Origin of the sequence: Pannonibacter phragmitetus DSM 14782, from assembly GCF_000382365.1 — a bacterium.
GTDB classification, from domain to species: domain Bacteria; phylum Pseudomonadota; class Alphaproteobacteria; order Rhizobiales; family Stappiaceae; genus Pannonibacter; species Pannonibacter phragmitetus.
On the sequence record NZ_KB908217.1, the window covers coordinates 1 to 17,630 of the forward strand.

12 protein-coding genes are annotated in these 17,630 nt (G+C 60.7%); 7 read left to right on the top strand and 5 right to left on the bottom strand.

Annotation, left to right across the window (positions count from 1 at the left end; all coding sequences use genetic code 11):
* Both H163_RS0106865 and H163_RS0106870 read left to right on the top strand, forming a co-directional pair.
* Window positions 1-218: integrase core domain-containing protein (locus H163_RS0106865; protein ID WP_019963821.1), on the top strand; the 218-nt coding region annotated here is incomplete at its 5' end.
* Between the two features lie 217 nt (window positions 219-435).
* Window positions 436-936 (top strand): DUF2247 family protein, encoded by a 501-nt coding sequence (locus tag H163_RS0106870; RefSeq protein WP_026355543.1) that lies wholly within the window; start codon window positions 436-438, stop codon window positions 934-936.
* Window positions 937-1,514: 578 nt separating this feature from the next.
* Here H163_RS0106870 and H163_RS24305 read toward each other — a convergent pair.
* Complete coding sequence (locus tag H163_RS24305; protein ID WP_147290449.1) at window positions 1,515-2,711, bottom strand: serine/threonine-protein kinase; 1,197 nt, start codon at window positions 2,709-2,711, stop codon at window positions 1,515-1,517.
* Between the two features lie 74 nt (window positions 2,712-2,785).
* Window positions 2,786-3,763 carry a helix-turn-helix transcriptional regulator gene (locus H163_RS0106880; RefSeq protein ID WP_019963824.1) on the bottom strand — a complete coding sequence of 326 codons (978 nt, stop codon included), beginning with the start codon at window positions 3,761-3,763 and terminating at the stop codon, window positions 2,786-2,788.
* 336 nt (window positions 3,764-4,099) lie between these two features.
* On the opposite strand from H163_RS0106880, the gene H163_RS0106895 reads away from it, so the two are divergent.
* Window positions 4,100-4,432 carry a hypothetical protein gene (locus H163_RS0106895; RefSeq protein ID WP_026355544.1) on the top strand — a complete coding sequence of 111 codons (333 nt, stop codon included), beginning with the start codon at window positions 4,100-4,102 and terminating at the stop codon, window positions 4,430-4,432.
* 240 nt (window positions 4,433-4,672) lie between these two features.
* Here H163_RS0106895 and H163_RS0106900 read toward each other — a convergent pair whose 3' ends face one another.
* Genes H163_RS0106900 through H163_RS0106910 form a run of 3 tightly spaced genes read right to left on the bottom strand, consistent with a single transcriptional unit; the run spans window position 4,673 to window position 7,505 of the window.
* A complete protein-coding gene (locus tag H163_RS0106900) occupies window positions 4,673-5,434 on the bottom strand; it encodes an ABC transporter ATP-binding protein (protein ID WP_019963828.1) in 762 nt (253 codons plus the stop codon).
* Complete coding sequence (locus H163_RS0106905; protein WP_026355545.1) at window positions 5,431-6,450, bottom strand: FecCD family ABC transporter permease; 1,020 nt, start codon at window positions 6,448-6,450, stop codon at window positions 5,431-5,433. The genes H163_RS0106900 and H163_RS0106905 overlap by 4 nt, the downstream gene beginning before the upstream one ends.
* 35 nt (window positions 6,451-6,485) lie before the next feature.
* Complete coding sequence (locus tag H163_RS0106910) at window positions 6,486-7,505, bottom strand: ABC transporter substrate-binding protein (RefSeq protein ID WP_019963830.1); 1,020 nt, start codon at window positions 7,503-7,505, stop codon at window positions 6,486-6,488.
* A gap of 280 nt (window positions 7,506-7,785) precedes the next feature.
* Here H163_RS0106910 and H163_RS0106915 point away from each other — a divergent pair, with 280 nt between their 5' ends.
* The 4 genes from H163_RS0106915 to H163_RS0106930 all read left to right on the top strand — a co-directional run bounded on the left by H163_RS0106915 (window position 7,786) and on the right by H163_RS0106930 (window position 17,616).
* The gene (locus tag H163_RS0106915; protein WP_026355546.1) at window positions 7,786-9,306 is read left to right on the top strand and encodes a DUF1800 domain-containing protein; all 1,521 of its coding nucleotides are present in this window, start codon (window positions 7,786-7,788) and stop codon (window positions 9,304-9,306) included.
* Window positions 9,307-9,310: 4 nt separating this feature from the next.
* Window positions 9,311-10,489, top strand: coding sequence for a DUF1501 domain-containing protein (locus H163_RS0106920; RefSeq protein ID WP_019963832.1), 1,179 nt, complete (start codon window positions 9,311-9,313; stop codon window positions 10,487-10,489).
* 474 nt (window positions 10,490-10,963) lie between these two features.
* Window positions 10,964-12,667 carry a C1 family peptidase gene (locus H163_RS0106925; protein WP_208975346.1) on the top strand — a complete coding sequence of 568 codons (1,704 nt, stop codon included), beginning with the start codon at window positions 10,964-10,966 and terminating at the stop codon, window positions 12,665-12,667.
* A gap of 68 nt (window positions 12,668-12,735) precedes the next feature.
* Complete coding sequence (locus H163_RS0106930; protein ID WP_019963834.1) at window positions 12,736-17,616, top strand: OmpA family protein; 4,881 nt, start codon at window positions 12,736-12,738, stop codon at window positions 17,614-17,616.
* Window positions 17,617-17,630: the final 14 nt, after the last annotated feature.

The following is a 17,630-nucleotide window of genomic DNA, read 5'->3' on the forward strand; positions in this document are numbered from 1 at the left end:
ACAACGCCTTGGCCGAGACGATCAATGGCCTCTACAAGGCCGAGGTCATCTGGCGCCAGCGGTCATGGCCGAGCGCGTCGGCCGTCGAAATGGCGACCCTGCGCTGGGTCGATTGGTTCAACAACAACCGCCTGTTCGGCCCCATCGGGCACATCCCGCCCGCAGAGGCCGAAGCCAAATACCATGCAGCCCAAAAGACCCTCGATATGGTTGCATGACTCAAATGAAACTGCCTCCGGAAAACCCGGGACGGTTCAAAGTCATATAATCTAACGCAGATGGAAGGGCAGGTAGATGGTCGTGCTGGCGTGTTTGAATGGCTTGTTGATTCAAGCGGTCAACTGACACATCAAAGGTTTATTCCTGATGGCCGTATAACCGGTATGCCAAATCAAATTCCATCACGGCTACCGTAAGGGATAAGGGACTGAAATAATGAGCAAGATTGATGGCAGATTTTGCTATGAACAGGCGCCTTGGATTGGGTGGGCGGGACTTTGTTATGGGCTTGATCGAAGGCTTGTGGACGCGCGAGCTGTCGTTGATTTTGCCAAACTGAATCTGTCGGAGGAGTCCGTTCCTGAAGAATACGACTTGGCGATTTGTGATCCGAGTGATGAACTGGAAGTCTATCATGCTCTTGCAAGCCTTAGCAGAGATCAGCCTGCTGGCACAATTTTTATCAAAAAAGCATGGATTTTTCTTTTATTAAAGGATCTGTATGAGCGCCGGAACGAGGTGCTTAACCCATTTTCTTGCGTTGAAGAGATTTATGCGGATTTTGATTATCCCGATTTTATGAGTCCGATCATACATTACATGCCTGTGCAGGATGGGGAGCTGACAGGTGAAGATGAAATGCTCCGGAAGTGGGAAGACTTGCTCTCTCGGTTGCACAACGAGCTCACCTGCGAAGGTTCAAAGGTGTGCCTCTGATTGCCAAAGTGTACAGAGACGGTATTCGCCTGACAGTGCCGCATTCTGACTCAGGGTCAAGTGGCTCGGATTTCTGGCTGCATTGAAGCCTGTTTAGGTCTGACCGTCTTGACCTTGCCCCGCCGTCTATACCGGCGAAGCCACTGGCCTGAGGATTTCGAAGCACTGGAACGAGCCTGACCCGCGCCTTCAGAACCAGCTGAAGGGCGGGACGGCTGCCGTCTCTGTCTTCCTTCCCTCCGGCTCCATCAACATGCTCAAGCGCCTCAAGCTGGCAAAGGAGACCGGCCGGGTTGAGGAGGTGTTGGGCGGGGCGAACAGGGCGCCCGATGGCTGGCGTCAGGTGAGTGGCGTTAGCGCACAGATCAATGCGCCTGCAGGGTTTAAAACGTACCGAACGATTTAGGGCGATCTGGTTCATGTGTCGCCGGGTGGTTTGGTTTATGGTGCGGACCCAAAATTTGGAAATCGCGTGGACCACGTGCTTGATCACACCGCCCCCAATCCCAATAAGCCTGTTCACTCTGTGTTCAATGTGCAAGATGGGGGTGCACCAGCCCGCAGATAGATGGATCTCTCTATTTTGGCGTGGTGCATGCAACCCCCGGCTTTGCGTTGGCGCAAGGGTTAGTCCTCGGCCGTTCTCGGACCGGTGGGCTGGCCGGCGTGCTGCTTTGTGGCTTGGCGGCCTTGTCACGAGCTGCTACGCGCTGTGCCATGATTGCTTCCGCTTCGGAACGGGTTGGTGAATCGCAGCGCCATTCGACGGGAGGGATGGAGTTTCTATAGCGCTCTGGTGGACGGATATAGCCTGTCGCGCAAAGGGTGATGCCATTGCCCGGGCCGTTTCCGCCCGTTCTGCTGCCCGTTGCAGGTGAGGGGCCATTGAGTCTCCTGCGGGTCTCTTCAAAGCCTGCTTCCTGCCGCAGAAAGCCGGATGCTCCCTGCGCGATCCCCAGGCCGATCATCTGGCCGGTCGTTGTGCCGCGTGCCTGCCGGCCAGCTTCGACCCTGGCGCGCAGTTCGGCCTTCAACCGCCTTGATTCCGCAGCTTCAGATGCAAGGTCACGGGCAAGGGCGGCGCGCATTCTCTGTTGCAGATCCCGCGCAAGGGCCTTCACGGCTGCATGCTCTTCCGGCGGCATGGCGGCTGCAATCTCGCGCAGAACCTGTGCCGCTCCCTTGCCATCAGAGTTGGGCGGGACTTCCATCCACATGCGTACGCCTGACATGGGCAGTGATGAATCGGTGCCGGTGATCTCGATGACAGCCGGAGCCTGACCCGAGTAAAGCAGGAAACTGTGATGACGGACGTCACCGTTGTTTGTTCTGCCGGAACTGCTGGCGACAGCTACAGGAGGAAACATCCGCATGATGCCAGCGAGTATCGTCTGGGGACGCAGGCCGAGCGTTGGACGTGCCTGACAGCTAAAGACGGCCCCATCGCTGCGTACAAGTTCGCTGAGAAAGCCCAAATCGCTGTTGGGCCGGAAGCCGCGCCACACCACCCAGTTGATCGTGTTGGCAAGATCGGTATCCCTGTCTCCGTGGAAGAGAGGAGGGACGATTGTCCCCCGGGCAGGCCAACTGCCGCCAAACGTTGCTGCTTGGGCCTGCGCAAGGTCGAGCTGGCCGCACTTTTCGGCAAGTGCTTCGAGATAAACATTTGTTCGAGCTGTCATCGCAGGTTGAGATGCGCTCATCTTCCCTGAAGTGCCATTGCAGGCTGACAGGGCCAGCAATGCTATCGCAAAGCCGGTCTTCTGGTTTCGCATTCGAGCCCTCCGCAGTTGTACCGGCCGGCACACTAGTTTGGACCGTCATGCTGCAGCATCCCCCGTTCAGGGGATCAGCGTTGCAAGGCCTGGTACCGTTCGAAGGCTGCGAAGATCAGTTTCTGGGATGGCATGGCCATCTTGAGCATGGCCGACTTTAACTGGTCCTGAACCGTATAGAGGCTGGAACCTGTCCGGTTTGCGAAGGTGGAGAGCGGCAGGCTCGACAGAACGGCGTGCACGACCCTGCATTCTGCTGGTGTGATTCCGAATGGCCGGCAGAAGTCTGCAACCTGCTCTGGACTGGGCGCGGCGATGGTCAGAGGTGTGACCGTCAGGATCTGGCGGGATGGTCCAATCCGTGCCGTGCCGGCGCTCCAGCGCCGCAGGGCGTAAAGGGTGTTGCTGTCCGGGTGACGCAGATGCAGGGTGACCTGGCCGGAAGCCGCATCCGCAGACTGCTGAAAGGCTGCAAGACGCGCATTTTCGAGCGTATCGGTACAGGACAGCGTCCCGGCGGGGGAAAGCCGGAACCAGCCTTCATTCAGAAGCTGCCCGGCGAAGCGGTTCAGTTCTGCAAGTTGCTTTCCGTTGAACACGAAAACGGCTGAGGCGATCAGGTCGGCTACGTCCGTGCGGGTGCCGGGGGCATCGTCAAGGCCGAGCCGTGCCATACCCAGCTTGAACGCGCGCAGCAAATGCGGTGACAGTGCCGTCAGCAGCTTGACGGCCGGTGGCTCGATACCACGGTCCCGCCGCGACGAGCCAATGCCGAACCAGCCGATGTTTCCATCAAAGCTCAGATTGCTGCCATGGATGTCATGGATGCCGAAGCGGGGCAGAAGTTCCTGATGGATCCTGCTTTTGCGCGCCTCTGCCTCTGATACATAAACATGCTCGGAGCAGAAGCTGCCTGCTTCACGTGCCATGACACGCGGCACGCGGAAATCGTCTCTGGCGTAGCCATCCAGATAGACGGGCGCGAAGTCAGGGTCGCCGCCCACATAAAGGTTCACATGGGCGTGGCCGGATGATCCGGACACCAGAAACATATGAACTGCCGCCCCATCCACCAGTCCTGCAAGACTCTCGGCAACCGGCTGCCAGCCCTCCGGCTCCAGCGCTGCTTCATAGATCTGGTGAAGGATCTTGGCTCCGGGTTCTATGGCTCAGGCCTTTCGGTTGCGGGACGTTTGCAGGTGGCTGGATGATGTTCAAGGCATCCGGTATGCTGATGCATTATGCCCCGGAAAAAACCCGGATGCCTCAAATTCTTGTTCTGTGCTTCCGGCCCTCCGCCGCAAGCGCCGCTTGCTTCAGCTTGATGAAATCCACCTAGACAAGCCAAGGGTTTTTATAAAATTGTCCTGGCGCGGATATGGTCCAACGTGAAACGAGTAATCCTGGCTGCTCTTGGGATGATGGTTGTTCTGCCGCTGACGACCCGGCTTCCGCAGAACGCATGGGGCCTGCTTGAAGGGCGCGGGAGCTATTTCATCCCGGCAGAAAGCAGCATTTGGACCTTTCGGGCCGATGTTGAGAATGCAGGCTCAGGGAGTTTCTGGCTCCGGGGGAGCGATCGTACCCGCTACTATGCGCTGTCCGAAACGGGGTGGGAGTATTTCCATATTGAAAAGGAGAACGGGTGCGAGCGATTTGATCTGGGCGATATCGCCACCTGGTGCGAGCTGCGGACGGCGCCCATTCCACTGCCAAACTGAGTTACGCTGCGTCAAGGGGCGCACTCTTCGTGCCTTCGCGCGTCAAACGGCCCGGGGTCCTATAATATCAAGGCTCTGAGATGCTGACGCATCACGCCTTGAAAATGCTCAAGCGCCGCACGGGCTTAACCAACGCTCGATGAGCCAAGCTCATCGAGCGTTGGTATAACTTCGGCATGAGCTGTTCGTACTCATGCACAAAACGCCGTTCACCTGAGAGCCACTCCTCCCGTCCCCGCCTCACTTCAAAAATTGGATATGCGGGCCTTTGTGGTGGTCGGAGGGGCAGACGTGGGCTCTGACGCAGAAGACGCAGCGGAGCAGGTCTTCGGTCAGGATCTCTGCCGGTGTGCCATTGGCGACGATGCGGCCCTGTTCCAGCACGATGATGCGGTCGCAGAACATGGCGGCGTGGTTGAGGTCATGCAGCGCGATGATGCTGGTGACGGGCAGGCCTGCAATAAGCTTCAGCAGGCTGATCTGGTGCTGGATGTCCAGATGGTTGGTCGGCTCATCAAGGATCAGCTCGCGCGGGCTCTGGGCCAGTGCGCGGGCGATGTGCGCACGCTGCTTTTCGCCGCCCGACAGGTGCTGCCAGCGCTCGTGCCGCTTGGCGGACATGCCGGAGCGCTCCAGCGCCTCTTCCACCGCGTGTTCATCGGCCTTTGTCCAGCCGGAGAACATGGACCGGTGCGGGAAGCGGCCGAGCTTGACCACATCCTCGACCTTGAGATTGGCATTGGTGGTGGCGTGCTGTTCGACGAAAGCCACACGCTGGGCCACCGTCTTGCGGGAAATCTTCTGAATATCCCGGTCTTCCAGCAGCACGCGGCCGGAATGCGGCAGCTTGAGGCCGGCCAGCAGGCGCAGCAGCGAGGTCTTGCCGGAGCCGTTCGGGCCCAGCAGGCCAAGCATTTCGCCGGGCCTTGCCTCGAAGGAAATGTCCTCCAGAACTGTTTTGACGCCAATCTTCCAGGCGATGTTTTCAGACCTGATGCTCATGATGCACGCTGGAAACGGTAGAGGATGATGGAGAAGACCGGCACGCCGACAAGGGCCGTCACGACGCCGATCGGCAGAACCTGCTGCGGAATGAGCAGGCGCGAGGCAATGTCCGCCAGCACCATGAAGATGGCCCCGCCAATGGCGCAGGCCGGCAGCAGCCGGATGTGCAGCGGCCCCACAAGGAAGCGTGCTGCATGGGGAATGACCAGCCCGACGAAGCCGATGGAGCCCACCATGCTGACGATGGTGGCGGTGAGAAGCGCGGTCAGGCAGAACAGGCTGAGGCGGGCGCGGCTGACGTTGACGCCGAGCGCTGCGGCCGATTCATCACCAAAGGCAAAGGCGTCGAGAATGCGCGAATAGGCGAGGCAGGCGATGAGGCCGAGGCCGACGACGATGGAAACGAGCGTAAACTCCGGCCAGCGCACGCCGCCGAAGCTGCCCAGCAGCCAGAACATCACGTCACGCGCCTGCTGGGCGTTGCCTGCCGTCGTCACCACATAGGACGTGGCGGCATTGAAGAGCTGGGAGGCGGCAACACCGGCCAGAATGGTGCGGTCTGCACCGCCTCTCGTGCCGTTGGACAGCAGGGCGACGAAGAGAAAGGCGGCAAAGGCACCGGCAAAAGCGCCCGCAGACAGGGAAACCGTGCCAGCGCCGATCCCAAGGATGACAATGCAGACAGCGCCGGTCGATGCACCGGCCGAAATGCCGAGCACATAGGGCTCGGCCAGCGGATTGCGCAGCAGCGACTGCATGATCGCGCCGGAGATCGCAAGGCCTGCCCCGCAGAAGGCCGCAACAAGAGCCCGGCTGAGACGGTAGTCCCAGATGACGGACTCATGAATGCGGTTCAGCTCGACTGCAGTCCAGCCGAGCTTGTTGGTGATGGCGGTGTATGTGGTGGCAAGCGGGATCGGCATGTCACCGATCCCGACGCTGATGCCGACCACCAGAGCAATGGCTGCAAGGCTGGCAAGCAGCAGGCCCAGGGTTACCAGGGTCTGCCGCAGTGCATAGCCAGACTGGCTTGTCTCAATCACAATGCTCACCGCAGGCCGAGCGCCTTGAGCTGCTCAGCCACCTGTTCGGCGCCGAAGATCGTGCGCACGGTCGGGTTCATGGCCTGGCCGTCCATGATCACCATCGCCTTGTTTTTCACGGCGGGCATCTGGCTGGTCGCCGGGTCGGTGGTCAGGAACTCAATTTTGGCCTCGGCCTTGTCGAGTTCCCAGCGGTTACGGTCAACCCGGGCGACGACGATCACATCCGGGTTGGAGGCGATGATGCTCTCCCAGCCGAGAGCGGGAGACTCGGCTTCCGACTGAATGGCATTGGTGCCGCCCAGGACATCGGCGATGAAGCCGGATGCGCTGAACTTTCCGCCCAGATAGGCATCTGCGGACGGTGACGGGCTGGAGAACCAGAACACGTAGGACAGCTTCTTGCCATCCTTGGGGGAACCGGCGCGCAGATCGGCTTCGCGCTTCTTCAGGTCGGCGATCAGGGCCTGACCCTTCTCCTGCACGTCAAAGATCTGGGCGAGTTCGTCGATCTCCTTGAAGAGCGTGTCCATCTGCCAGAGTGTGGAGCGGTCGCCATAGCCGAACTTGTCCTTGGCTGCACCTTCCGCGACGCAGGTGCTGGGCGAAAGGTAGACCGGAATTTCCAGCTTTTCAAAGTCTTCGCGCTTTGCAACCTTGCTCGAAGCGCCGATCAGGCTCGGCAGGGCGGCGGTCACAAAATCCGGGTTTTCCGCCAGAATGGATTCGAAAGTCGGAAACTCGACCGTCAGCACCTTCACCTTGGCATTGGCTTCCTCCAGCTGAGGCAGAACCTTGTTCGGCCAGAAGGCAGTGCCAACCATCTTGTCCTCAAGGCCGAGCAGCAGCAGGATTTCCGCGCTGTTCTGGCCAAGGCCAACGGCCCGCTCCGGCGCCTTGGTGAAGGTGACCGGCACGCCGCAGTTCTCGATGGTGAGCGGATACTGTGTCTGTGCAGCGGAGGCTGCCGTTGCCGTAGCGGCAAGGCAAGCGATGACGCCCGAGGCGATCAGAAGAGATTTCATGGGGATGTTCCGGCCAAGCTGTTGAAGCTGGCGCCTTATAACTGCACGTGCTGAAGCAAACAAGACTCTGAAACTCATATTTTGTGGGCGGAAACACGCTTCCACGGCATCCTCAACTGCCCCAATTTCGCCGTTTCTGTCCTCCCGGTCCGGCAAAAAAGATCGTTCGTGCAGCGGCTTAACCGGTTCTTGGTTTCACCGCATTGGCAGCGTCTCATTTGCGTCTGCAGGGGCTGCGCGGCGGCGGGCCACAGGCCACAGGCACGAACAAGGAGCGGGCATGACGGTTTCACGGGCGGTGGTTGCCGGGGTGCGCTTCGGATTTGGCCTGACACCGGGCGAGGCACCGGAGGGCGATCCGGACGCGCTGCTGGAACAGTTGCGCAAGGCCGGGAACGCAAAGCTTCTGTTTCCCCGGGAGGGGGGTGAGACGCGCAAAAGGCGCATCCGGGAGTACCGGTTGGTGCGCCAGGATCTGACGCAGCGTATGAAAGACGGCGAGGCACTGGGAGAGCGGGAAAAGGCGCTGAACCGGGACGTCTCTGCGCGGCTCGATGCCGATGTTTCGGGCCGGATCGCCCAGGCCGCAGGCTCTCCCTTCGGCTTTCAGGAGCGGCTGGCCAGCTTCTGGCTCAATCATTTCACCGTCAGCGCCAGCAAGTCGACGGAGATGCGGCTGATCGTGCCGCTCTATGAGGCAGAGGCGATCCGTCCCAATCTGTCCGGGCGTTTTGCGCACCTGCTGAAGGCGGTGTCGCTGCACCCGGCGATGCTGGTGTTTCTGGATCAGACGCAATCCATGGGGCCAAATTCGCGGCAGGCGCAGAAGCGCGGCGGCGGCGTGAACGAGAACTTCGGCCGCGAGGTGATGGAGTTGCACACGCTCGGCGTCAACTCCGGTTACAGCCAGGCGGATGTGCGCCAGCTGGCGCTGCTGCTGACCGGCCTCGTGTCTAACCGCGAAGAGGTTCAGGCCGGTTTTGACCGCGGCAGGGCGGAGCCGGGCAGGTTCAAGGTTCTCGGCAAGACCTACGAACGCGGTGAAGGCGTCTTTGACATTTCTGGAGCCGTGCTGGAGGACCTGGCGTCGGATGAGCGCACCATGCGGCATGTCAGCACGCAGCTTTTCACTCATTTCATCAGCGAGACGCCCGATGAGGGGACGATTGACGCCATGGTGAAGGCCTGGAAGGCGAAGGACGGGGATCTGACGGCCGTCTACCGGGCCATGCTGCAGAGCAAGGCTGCCTGGGAAGAGCCGGGGCAGAAATTCAAGAAGCCCTTTGACTATGTCGTCTCCACCTTGCGGGCCGCAGGGCTGACAGAGCCTGAGGATCTGTTCAACGATGAGGACAGGCCCCGTGGCGCCTTTGACCTGCCGGATGCAGAGCCGCAGCGGCTGGCGATGGCGGAGGCAGATGACGATGAAAACCGCAAGGGCATGGAGGGCAAGGATGGCGGCGAGGATATGAAGGCCCGCCCCAAGGCCAAGCGCTCGCTTGCCCGGCAGGCCGGGCAGATGATTGCCGCCCTTGGAGAGCCTGTGTGGCGGCCAAGTGATGCGGCTGGCTTCAAGGACAACAATGCCTACTGGTTCAACCCGGCGCAGCTTTCCATGCGCATCGAATGGGCGCGGCAGCTGGTCCGGCGCATTCCCGGCAAGCCGGACCCGCGCAACTTTGCCCGTGACGTGCTGGCCGATCTGGCGCGGGACGACACGGTGCGCCTCGTCTCCCGCGCGCCGAGCCGTGAGGCCGGGCTGATGCTGGCGCTTGCTTCACCCGAATTCAACAGGAGATGAGCCGATGGCTGGCAAGCTGACCGACACGCTTTCTGGCATGACCCGCCGCGGATTTCTGGCCTCGGCCTGTTGTGCTGCGGCAGCGCCTCTCTTCACGCCGCTGGCGCTCGCCGCCATGCCGGGGGACAACCGGTTCGCGGCCATCATCCTGCGCGGCGCCATGGACGGACTGGATCTGGTGCAGCCGGTGGGCGACAAGGGTTTTGCCGGTCTCCGGCCCAAGCTGGTGGAGGCATCCGCCCCCAGGCTCATCCCGCTGGATGATTTTTTCGGCCTGCATCCGGCAGCGAGCCCCCTGCTGCCACTGTGGAAGGTAGGGGAGCTGGCCTTCGTGCATGCGGTTTCAACACCCTACCGCAACATCCGCAGCCACTTCGACGGACAGGACATTCTGGAGGCGGGAGGAACGGAGGGAGCTGCGAAAACAGGGGGATGGCTCAACCGCACCCTGTCCCTCACCGGTCAGCCTCTGAAGGCGATCAGCGTCAGCACCGCGCAAGAGGTCATTCTTTCCGGCGCCAATCCAGCGGATGTCTGGTCGCCGCGATCGGACATTGCACTGGGGCGCGATGAGCTGAGCTTTCTGGCGGAGCTCTACAAAGGCGACCGGGCCTTTTCAGAGGCCTTGCAGCAGGCGGTTGGCATCGACAGTTTCATCGACGCACTCTATGCCAGTGAAAAGCGCAACGGCAGCGTTGCCCATGTCGCGCGCATGGCGGGGGCCTTGCTGAAGGACGAGTACCGCATCGCCAGCTTCTCCATCACCGGCTGGGACACGCATGTGCAGCAGGAAAAAGAGTTTGCCAGTGCGGTGAAGGACCTCTCCACCGCCATCCTGTCCCTGCGCGATGAGATGGGGCCGAAGGTCTGGGCGAAGACGGCGGTGGTGGCAATGACCGAATTCGGCCGCACCGTGCGTCAGAATGCCAATGACGGGACGGATCACGGCACCGGTGGCTGCTGCGTCATTGCGGGTGGAGCCATCCGTGGCGGCAAGGTTTATGGCCGCTGGCCGGGGCTCGGGGATGGCGATCTTCTGGATGACCGGGATCTCACCCCCACAGGAGATGTCCGCGCGGTGGCCGCTGCCCTTCTTGGCCAACAGTTCGGCATCAACGCCTCCGTGCTGACGAACACCGTGTTCCCTGGCCTTGAGTTGGGCGATAGGCCCGGTTTCATGTGAACCGGCGCCAGTCAGTACCGGCGCCTGTTGAAGTGAATTTTTCGGGTGATTTTCAGCCCTCGTTCCCGAAACGGTCTAGATCTCGCGTGTGGCTGGGTGCCTTGTGGGCAAACGGAAAATCAATTTTCAGCTTGTCTTTTTCAATCCTTCGAAAGGGCGGTCTCCGGGCCGCCCTTTTTTCTTGCATCTCGTGCCGAGTGCTTCCGTTTGAAGCTCTTTCCGCAACGTATTCCCCATTTGGGGGATGAACATGACGCCTCTCCCTGTTGAGATGCCTTCCGGGCAGTCCGGTTCATGAAAGAACCGGGTGAGTGAGGTTTCTCTAGGCTGGAGCGTGGGCGCATCCGGCACGGGGCCGGGACGGAAAGCATGACGGCAAGGCAGCAGAGCGGCTCAGGTGCGGATATGACGCCGTATACAGAAGGCGCATTCCTTTCGAGTAATATTGCCAGAGCCATCCGGTGGTGCGTTGTGGTGGCAGTGATTGCGTGGGCAGCGGTATTCCCTGCCGCATCCCCCCTTGCGCAGTTCGCGACAGGTGCCGTGTTTGACGAGCAGGTCTATGGAGCCGTGCCCAAGGGAGCGCCCATGGCGCGGGGCAACTACGCGTTCCTGCCGCCTCGCGTGTCGCTGAAGGCTTTTGCCCCCACGCCGGGCGATCAGGGCCGGCAGGGAAGTTGTGTAGGCTGGGCCTCTGCCTATGCCGCACGCACCTTGAGTGAGGCCAGGCGTCTGGAGATGACGTCCCGGAACGATATCAACCGCAGCGTTTTCTCGCCGGCCTTTATCTACAACCAGATCCGTCAGGGCGGTTGCGATGATGGTTCGCTGCCCGCTGATGCGCTGGAACTGATGGCAGAGGACGGGGTGCCGCTGCTGCGCGATTTTCCCTACACGGACAAGAGCTGCAGCGCCCGTCCGGGGCCGGAGCATCTGAACCTTGCAGCCTCCTACCGTATCGGCGGTTACAAGCGTCTGTTTGACCGGCGCTCCAACGCAAAGCATGTGGCGGTGCGCCGGGCGCTGGCCAATGGCAATCCGGTCGTTATTGGCATGCTTGTTTCAGATGCCTTCATGGGCTCGGGCGAGCGCTACATGCGCGGCAGCGAGGATATCGCCCTGCGGGACCGCCGCGAACTTGGCGGGCATGCCATGGCGGTGATCGGCTACGATGATACGAAGTTCGGCGGAGCCTTTGAGCTGATCAACAGCTGGGGCACGGATTGGGGCAACGGAGGCTTTGTCTGGGTCTCCTATGACGACTTTAATGCCTTTGTGATGGAGGGCTTCGAGATGATCCCGCCGCAGCCGGCGGAGCCTGAAAAGGTGGTGGACATGAGCGGCAGCCTGCGGCTCATCCATATCTCGGGCAAGGAGCTGCAGGTTTCACGGCTCGGCGAGACCTCGCAGCTGACCGACCCCATGCCGTCTGGCACGCGCTTCCGGGCGGAAATTTCCAGCAGGACCGGTGGCTATATTTACGTTCTGGGCGGCGACAGCGCCGGGCACTATGTGGAGCTTTTCCCGAGAAACCGTGGCCTCAATCCCAGGGCAGAGGCGGGTAATGCGCTGCTTGTGCCGGGGCCGACGGAGGATTTCTTCACACGGCTGAATGATGACACCGGGCGGGATCACTACGTCGTGCTGTTCTCGCGCGAGCCGCTGGATGCCAGCGCCATTGCCGGGCGGATGAATTCTGGCCGGGCGGGTCCGTTGCCGCGTCTGGAGGCGGCGCTGGGTGCCGCTCTCGTTGCGGAACAGGACATCACGCGCAATGGGCCGCTCTCCTTTGAAGCGGCGAGCGGAGAGGCCACGGTGGTGCCGCTGATCGTCGATATCGAGCATGTGGCTCCCGAGCAGAACATGCAGGACCGCACCGCGCCAAGGCTGGTGGTGTCGGAACCTGCCGCTGATGAGCTGGAGGTCATTGCCGGGCAGGCTGCCATCCGCCGTATCTCTGAAGCTTCCTTTGTGCTCAAGGGCAACGCACAGGATGAGGGGCTGATCCAGTCCGTCACCATTGCTGGTGCCCTTTCATCGAAATTCTCCTCACGCGGGCCATTCGAGGCCAGCGTGGAGGTGCCTGCGGATGGCAAGGCCCATCCCGTCACGATTGTTGCCGTTGATGCTGCCGGCAACCGGTCCGAGACAACAATTGAGGTGCAGGTGGCCCCATGACTCAGACCCTAGCACCCCGGACCGCCCTTTCTTCTCCGCTTTCCAGAACTTGCTGGAGCCTGAACCGAATGACCCGTCTTCTTTCCGCGCTTGCAGGTGCCAGCCTGTTTCTCGCCATGCCCTTTGCGGGTGGTTACACTCTTGCGCAAGGCGTCTCTCCCTACCAGGGACTGGAGCCGGAGCAGCTGCTGGATCTGAGCCTTGAAATCCCCGGCCATTTTGAGCGCTCGGCCATGCGCAAGCATTTGGCAGACACCTTTCCGGACACTCCGGAGGGCCTGTTTGCCCGGACCTGGATCGAGGACCGGAACTTTGCCGACCGGCAGGAGGTGATCGCCAATTATCTCAAGGTCATCAATCAGCGGCCGGATTTTCCGACAGCTTATGTCTACCTCGGTCTTACCTTTGAAGAGGTCGACGATTTCGACCGTGCCCGCGACATCTATGAGAAGGGTCTCGAGGCTGTTGGCTTCGAGACCGATCTCATCCGTAATCTCTATTTCCTGCTGCGGGGAAAGTTGAAACAGCCAGCCGAGGCTGACACCTTCCTGCAAGGCATCGAGCGCAACTTCGGTAACCGGGATGGTGACGTGACCTTCATCCGCGCCATTGCCGCCCAGTCAGATGGCAATACGGAGGAGGCGGAGAAGCTCTTCGATGCCGCCCTGAAGGATGGCGCGCCCTTCGAAGCGCTGAAGCGGCTGACACAGCTCCGGATGACACGGCTTGAGCGCAGTGGTGCCACTGCCGAAACACGGGCTGCAGAGTTGAAGCGTGTTCTGGAGTATGCGGTGGCGGAACGCAGCGCCGAAGCGCTGATTTTCGCGGCAGGTGAACTGAAAGACCGGTTCAATGCCCGCCAGCAGGCCATGAAGCTCTATGAGCAGGCCTATGCCATGTCAAAGGTGGCGGAAGCTGCACTGGATGGCTTCGAGATGATGGCCAGTTATGACTTTGACCGCAGCTATACCCTGTTACAGAAGGCCTATCAGGATCTGCCGCAAGTCAGCCAAGTGGCCACGTCCATGTGCTGGGCCAATTTCGCCTTTGCGCTCAAGCCGGAGCAGGCTCTGGCTTATTGCCGCGAAGGTGAGGCCAAGGCTGTGCTCGTTGAGTACAGGCACAAGGCTGTGCGCCAGACTGCCGACCTGCTGGAGACGGCGGGGCGCATGGATGAAGCTGAATCTGCCCTGAAGGCGGCTCTGGATGACACCCCGTCAAGCCGGAAGTACTCGATTCTGGCGGAGCTGGTGAAGAACCGGATCTGGGCTCAGGACTATGCGAAGGCTCGAGCCTATCTGGACGAGGTGTCAGGCGCCAAGGGTCTCAGCGGCACTTGGCTGGCTCTTTGGCAGCAGCGCCTCGGTATTGCGGAGGCGCTGGAAAACGAGCGGCAGGCCTTCCTCAAGGCCAATCCGTTCCTGAAGGACTGGGAAACCCGTATCGGAGTCAGCCTGACGCTGGCTGTGGAGTTCGAGACGAACTCGGACGTGATCCGGGCGGACACCTATCCGGCACTCGATAAGGCGGCTGCAGCACTCAATGCACCGGGCGGAGAGAAATATGTCTTCCTCATCGAAGGGCATACGGACAGCCGCGGGTCTGACGAAATCAATCTGCCGCTGTCTGCCCGCCGCGCCCAGGCCGTTGCTGCCTATCTGGAGACACGTCACGGCATCCCGGCAAGCCGTTTGCGGACTGCTGGCCACGGTGCGGGCCAGCCTATTGCGGGCAATGACAGCGAAGCAGGGCGTCAGCGCAACCGGCGTGTCGAGGTCCGGCCCTATGGCAATGTCAGCGAGCCGGAAATCGCAGTCACAGGCAGGCTTGACGCCGGAGGGCTGCAACTTGCGCCAGGCGGGCGTCTCGCGGCAACAGGCTTTGAGCCTGTGCAGCTCTGGGATCTGCAGCAGAAGGTGAAACTGCGGGACTTCTACCGGGGCGGATATCATCGCGCCTTCTCGCCCAACGGCCGGTACTTTGCCACGATCTCGACCTATACAGAGGTCAGCGGCAGCAAGTCCTTCGTGCTTTATGTCTACGACACAAAGACCGGGCATGCGGTGGCGCAGGTTCATGGCGAGGTTGAAATTGCCAAGTTTGCCTGGAGCCCTTACAGTGATGAACTGGCCTATACGGATGGTGAGGGTTTCCTCAGGGTCTACAATGTGCAGTCCCGCAGCCAGCGTGCCTTCACCCGGCTGAGCACCACACGGATCAGTGGGCCACTGGTCTGGCTGGCCGGCAGCGGCAAGATCGTGGCGGGGCAGGCACAGCGGGAAGGTATCAGGATCTTTGACGGGCAGACGCTTCAGATGGAGCGTCATCTCCCCGGAGTGGACTGGCCTCACGCCATGGCGGCGAGCCGTGACGGCCGCTATGTGGTGGCTATCGACAACCGGCGCCAGATGGTGATCTGGGATGCGCTTGACTGGAGTGTGGTTGCCTCCAGCCGGGTGCCGGTCATTCCCAACAATATTGCTGTGCATCCCTCCCGGCCATTGGCTGTCATGAATGATACCTTCAACAGTGAAACGAGCTTGATGCTGGTGGACCTGTCTGACGGACAGATCCTTGCAAAGCGCAAGGGTGCGCAAGACATTTTCCTGTCTTTCACGCCCGATGGAAAGCGCATTGTCGCAGGCAGCGGCAGCTCCGTGGAATGGCTTGATGCAGCCTCTCTCGAGCCCGTGGCGGAAATGACCGGCCTTGCCCCTGAGGGACGGGGTATCTCAACAGACAAGACGAATGCACTGCTTGTTTCGCGCGACAGCTCTGCCAGCCACGTCTGGGACCTGACGACAGGCCAGCGCGTGCATACCTTGCAGGCAGCCTCCAAACTTGGCTGGAGGGCGCTGGAGAAGGATGGATCGCGCCAGTTCATGGTGGATGCAGACAACCGGGTCGTCACCTTCAGCACGCAGGACTTCCGGGAAGACGTGGTGGAGGAGCTGGGGTTCAATGTCCAGTTCGTCAGGACCAGCGACAAGTATGTGGTCTTCGCCGGTCAGCCGACAGGCAAGACGGATTCCCGGACGGGCGTTCTGGAAGTACGGGAGCGTCCTTCCTTGCGGAAGTTGTCGCGTATCGAGTTCGACTTCGTCACCAGCCGCTTGCGCTATGACAAGAGCTACGAGACCTTGGTGAATGACATTTCCATCAGTGATGTGGATGGCCTGGTCGCACTTGCGACTAGCTGGCAGGACGGCTACGGCCACGGCTGGACCAATGGCAAGACCGTCCGTGTCTATGACATTGCCTCTGGACGCGAAACCAAGGTCATCAACCTGAACAAGGAAGTGCGGGACCTTTCGTTCCGGGATGAGGAACCCGGAAAGCTGCGCGTTCTGGAAGTCGCAGGCGGCTGGCGGATCTACGATGTAGCGAGCGGGCGGTATGAGAAATGGGAAGCAGACAACGGCCTCTGGACGCGCAAGCTGGATGATGGCCGGACGATCGAATGGTCGCGCGATCTTCTGAAACTGGGAGACCGGACAGCCTTCTTCCGGGGCACCTTGCGTGACATTGAGGTGCTGGAGCCGCGTAATCTTCTCGTAGCGATGACCTCGGGCAACGAACTTGTCTATTTCGACCTCAGAACGCTTGAGCGCCAGCTGACCGTGGTGATCAAGAACGGCAATGAGTGGATTGCCTACGCTCCCAGCGGTGAGTTTACGTCCTCACTGGGCGGGACAGACGGTGTCTTCTGGTCTCTGGGGGACAACTATCTGCCCTTTGATGCCCTGAAGCAGCGCTTTGAGCGGCCGCGTGTCATTCAGGAGCGTCTGAGCCGACTGACCGGGGAGGGCGGTTCGCCCTCCGTGCCTGAGACGCCGCAGGTGGAGCCGGAACTTTTCGAGGCACCTTACAAGATGTCCGTGGATGGGCCGCTGAAAGCTGCCTCCGTCGAAGACAGCTTCATCCTGAAACTGCGCATCGAGAAGACGGATGCCAGCCTGCCTGATCCGGAGCTTGTGTATACGCTCAACGGCCGGCCCATTCCGCGCGGGCGTGGATTCGATGAAGAGCCGGTCTATGAGGGCGGCGAGGTGATCGGCACGTCGCGTCAGTTCATACTGCAGGAGGGTGTCAACGTCATCGAGGCCAGCATCGCCTACAGGGATGCAAAGATCCTGACCCAGCGGCTGGAAATCACCCGTAAAGTGGAAGCGAAGCCGCAGAAGCGGGCATCCAATGTGCAGCTTTGGTTCTTCGGTGTCGGTATCTCGGACTATGAGATTGCCACTCAGAACCTGGAATATGCCCACAAGGATGCGCTGGAACTGGAAAAGGCCTTCAAGGCGCAGGAAGGCGTGCTTTACGGCAAGGTCAACACGCGGGTTCTGGTCAATGATCAGGCAACCGAGCGCAACATCCGGGTAGAGATGAACGATTTCCTGCGGCAGGCCTCCGCCGAGGATGTGATCGTGCTCTTCATTGCCGGGCATGGTGTGCAGGACAATGAGCAGCAGCTTTATCTCATCACCCATGACGGCGATATGCAGCGGCCTTACACGGGCATGCAGGTGGACAAGTTCCGCGATTTCCTGGAGGGCCGCCCGGTCAACCAGAAGGCCGTGTTCCTGATGGATATCTGTCATGCGGGTACGGTTGGACCGCGCAAGCGCGGGCGCGTGACGGCTGAAGATGCGGTGAAAGCGCTGACGGAAGGCACTGGCACCATTGTGGTTGCTTCATCAACCGGCGCGCAGTCCTCGCTGGAGGATGAAAGCTACCGGGGCGGCCATGGTGCCTTCACGGCTGCTCTGCTGGAAGGGCTTGACGGGGAGGCAGACCGCAATGCCGGTGATGCCAACGGCTTCACCAGCATTCAGGAGCTTATCAGTTACACCTCCCGCCGTGTGCCGCAACTGACGGATGGGGCACAGCATCCGACCATTCCGAAATCGGAAAATGTGCTCGACTTCCCCGTGGCTCAGGCCAACTGAACTGCCTTGCGGCG

Bases quoted from the DNA above. Each gene is read 5' to 3' on its own strand.
- H163_RS0106920 (WP_019963832.1), top strand. From the start codon at position 9,311: ATGGCTGGCAAGCTGACCGACACGCTTTCTGGCATGACCCGCCGCGGA.
- H163_RS0106930 (WP_019963834.1), top strand. From the start codon at position 12,736: ATGACCCGTCTTCTTTCCGCGCTTGCAGGTGCCAGCCTGTTTCTCGCC.
- H163_RS0106900 (WP_019963828.1), bottom strand. From the start codon at position 5,434: ATGAGCATCAGGTCTGAAAACATCGCCTGGAAGATTGGCGTCAAAACA.
- H163_RS0106880 (WP_019963824.1), bottom strand. From the start codon at position 3,763: ATGTTTCTGGTGTCCGGATCATCCGGCCACGCCCATGTGAACCTTTAT.
- H163_RS0106870 (WP_026355543.1), top strand. From the start codon at position 436: ATGAGCAAGATTGATGGCAGATTTTGCTATGAACAGGCGCCTTGGATT.
- H163_RS24305 (WP_147290449.1), bottom strand. From the start codon at position 2,711: ATGCGAAACCAGAAGACCGGCTTTGCGATAGCATTGCTGGCCCTGTCA.
- H163_RS0106910 (WP_019963830.1), bottom strand. From the start codon at position 7,505: ATGAAATCTCTTCTGATCGCCTCGGGCGTCATCGCTTGCCTTGCCGCT.
- H163_RS0106915 (WP_026355546.1), top strand. From the start codon at position 7,786: ATGACGGTTTCACGGGCGGTGGTTGCCGGGGTGCGCTTCGGATTTGGC.